The sequence below is a fragment of the Photobacterium sp. OFAV2-7 genome (genome assembly GCF_022347985.1).
Taxonomy (GTDB): Bacteria; Pseudomonadota; Gammaproteobacteria; order Enterobacterales; family Vibrionaceae; genus Photobacterium.
The window spans coordinates 1-3,295 of the sequence record NZ_JAKRFQ010000594.1 but is presented as its reverse complement, the minus strand read 5'-3'; the positions used below and the strand labels follow the sequence as shown (position 1 = coordinate 3,295).

General features: G+C 42.6%; 3 protein-coding genes. All 3 read right to left on the bottom strand.

Annotation, left to right across the window (positions count from 1 at the left end; genetic code table 11):
* Nucleotides 1-196: 196 nt before the first annotated feature.
* A complete protein-coding gene (locus MHN01_RS21410) occupies nt 197-724 on the bottom strand; it encodes a polysaccharide biosynthesis/export family protein (RefSeq protein WP_239413335.1) in 528 nt (175 codons plus the stop codon).
* 24 nt (nt 725-748) lie between these two features.
* Nucleotides 749-1,948, bottom strand: coding sequence for an outer membrane beta-barrel protein (locus tag MHN01_RS21405; RefSeq protein ID WP_239413334.1), 1,200 nt, complete (start codon nt 1,946-1,948; stop codon nt 749-751).
* A gap of 16 nt (nt 1,949-1,964) precedes the next feature.
* Nucleotides 1,965-3,295 (bottom strand): undecaprenyl-phosphate glucose phosphotransferase (locus MHN01_RS21400; RefSeq protein WP_239413333.1); only part of this gene is annotated, 1,331 nt, incomplete at its 5' end.

Here is a 3,295-nt window from a genome sequence, read left to right as displayed (position 1 = left end):
CCGATCTCGATAAGCGTAGCTAAAGCTGTTGTGAGTACGGTAAACAAAAATATTGTTAACCAATACTTTTTGATAGTTGAGAAATAGCTTCTAATATCCACGACTTCGTCTCGAGGTTGAAGCTTGTTTGGGCTTTTATCCTGCATAATACGACTCTGCTTGTTGGCGATAAAATATTCAGTTGAGAAGCAAGGTGTTAGAAGAAACTCTGATCGATAACAATAATATCGCCAGGCGCAACACTTTGTTTGAGGTTAACTTTCCTCTGCTCTCTGCTGCCACTTGACGGACTGATGTTGATAGCAGTTCGCGAAGCACGGTCGGTGAATCCACCGGCTAATGCAATGGCCTTATCGACAGTAAGCCCCGGCTTATATTCATAGCCGCCAGGTTTCTTGACTTCACCATTAACGTAAATTTGGCGGAAGCTGACTATGTTTATTCTAATTTTCGGTGCAATTAAGTAGTCTCCTTTCAGGCCACGATGTAGTTCAGCTCTCAGTTGTTCAGGTGTCTTCCCTTTCGCTGTTATTAGGCCTAGATAAGGGTAGTCGAAAGTACCGCTTGAACTAAGCAGTAGCTCATCGATGGATAACTCCTCTTCACCATATACTTGGATTTGAATGCGATCACCGGGGCCTAGTAGATATGTCTCTTCAAAACTGGCTGCTTTTAAAGAAAAAGTGACTAATAGACCTAGTAGAAATATGCCTAGATTATTCATAATACACCTCGCTGAGATTGAGTATTACAATGTGAAAGTTGTGGTGAGATACCAAATTTGCTGTTCGTAGCCAATATTGTCCTGAGAAGACGTTTTGTCGGAATAGTCCCAACCTAGAGTGATGGAAATCCAACGACGTATGTCATAAATTGCTGCTATCCCCCAGATGTCGGTGTCATCTTCACGGGTGATGCCTACGTAGCTTTCATCAACATTGGTATAACTGAGGTTTGTACTCAATCGTTCACGCCAAAAGTGATTCCAGCTAATGGAGTAACTGGTTTCTTCAATGTAATCACCAGCTTGATCTGAATCTCTGGCCTGCTGAAGAGTATCGAGCCTTAGTGTCGAGTATTTTTTTGGAGACCAATCGATTCCTATATCCCAACTGGTGCCACTGAAATCTTCGCGGTTATTATCTGAGAAGTCTTTATCCTGTAGCCCGAATTTGGCTGTGCCCGTCGTTTTTCCAGTTATATTCCACTCAGCTCCGATATAGTAGTAAGTGGCATTGTTATCTAGGCTGGCCTGTCCTGGCGTGATGGTGTCGTACTCGCGATCATCATGTTTGATATTAAATAGTAAGCTGGTGTTAGGGGCGACCTTGTAATAGAAAGCTGCGCCATAGCGATTTTCAGTATAGTCCCTAAATTGAGTAACATTCCGAAAGTTCTTGTATGACTTATCGTAATAAGCAACAGTTCCTTCAATACGCCCTCTGGCCTGTTCAGAGCCGTATATATATTTAGCTCCTATGTGATTTTCAAGGTATTCGATTGGTTCATTAAATCCGTTTATTGTGTTGCCGACACCTTCAGAGATACCGGAACCACGTTCATCATGTAAATAGTTCAGTTCGTAATCGAGGCTGACATTATTTCGTAAGTTGATGTTCCATGCGCCTCCGAGGGCTAGCTCATGGTCGAGATAATTGTCGTCTGAACTGTCTAAATAATCACCCATTGACAGTGTATAGCGAGAAAAGTAAACATTCTTGCCACGTTCCACCTCGGCATGTATTGAAGGTTGTAGCTCAAGTAGCATTGACGATATTTTATTCCCACTTTCTCTTTCGTTAGTGATGTTGTCGTTGTGCTCTAGCGAAACGGCGAGAAAGGGAGTGATCTCGATGCCTGATTCGGTAACATACGGGTTGGGCGTCACTGCCGCTATTGCAACTGTTGAGCATAGGGGGAAATACAGGGCGTGATACTTTATCTGCATAAAAATCCCTTTTATTTCAGTAAGCTAATCTATCCGTAAATCCTCGAATAGTGGTCAGATAAATAATCTTGATGTCCATTAAAAGTGACCAGCGCTGAATATAGGCGAGGTCATACTCCACTCTTTTTTCCATCTTAGTGATAGTGTCAATTTCGCCACGGTAGCCATTGATTTGTGCCCAACCGGTGATCCCCGGCTTAACCTTGTGGCGAAGCATATATCGCTCGACAATAGCGCGATACTCTTCATTGTGAGCAACCGCATGAGGGCGGGGGCCGACGATAGACATTGTTCCTTGGATCACATTGATAAATTGAGGAAACTCATCAAGAGATGTTCTTCTTAAGAATGCACCAAACGATGTAATACGGGGATCATTCTTAGTTGCCTGCTTCACTTTATGGCCGTTGTCCATGGTATTCATCGAGCGAAATTTCCATACTTTTATTTTCTTTCCATCGAGTCCATATCGGTCTTGTTTAAAAAAGATCGGGCCAGGTGACGACAACTTAACACCAATTGCGATGGCGATGAGGAGTGGGGAACATAGGGTTAAAATGATCGTCGATAATACAATGTCTTCCAGACGTTTCACCCATGCAGTTAAGCCGTTGAATGGGGTATCAAATACGCTTAAGACCTGGATATTCCCTACATGTCCCCAGCGAGAGTACAAAAGGTTGTAGTTAAAAAAATCAGGTATTAGATAGGTATTTGCTGTTGTATCCGAAAATTTTTCCAAAAAATGTGTGATTCGCGCTTTTGCATTTAAAGGCATCGCAATATAGATATGCTGTAATTCACCTTTTTGGGCTTTAATCAGGGCATCGTTAATCGTTCCGCAAAGTGGGGCATTAATAGTGTCAGGTATTCGAGTGACTGAACGTTCGTCGTAGAACCCTTCCAGAATGATCCCAAGGTTACTCTTCTGGGTGAGCTCTCTGGCAAGTTCCACTCCATTTTGTGTGACGCCGATAATAGCTGCCTTTTGTGTGTAGTAGCCTTTCCGGTAAAGCTGAATAGTGAGTATTTTTAAGGCAAACCGCCAGCTCATTAGTGCACAAGGTGTGATACATAACCAGCATCCAATAACAACCCTGGAAAATTCTGAACTTGTTTTAGTAAAGTATCCAACCGACATAACGATGAACACGGTGGATGCCCAAGAGAATAGCAAAGTGGCAAAATGCTCTCGGGTTGTATTGAGCTGCCATGAGCGATAGAGGTTGAAGCTCTCTGCGACGAGTAGAAAAGTTACAATGCCTAATGCCCCTGCAATTTGATAGATGTAACCAAAATTCTGTGTATAGAGTACGGTAGGAATATAAAGAGCAAGAATAATAAAAG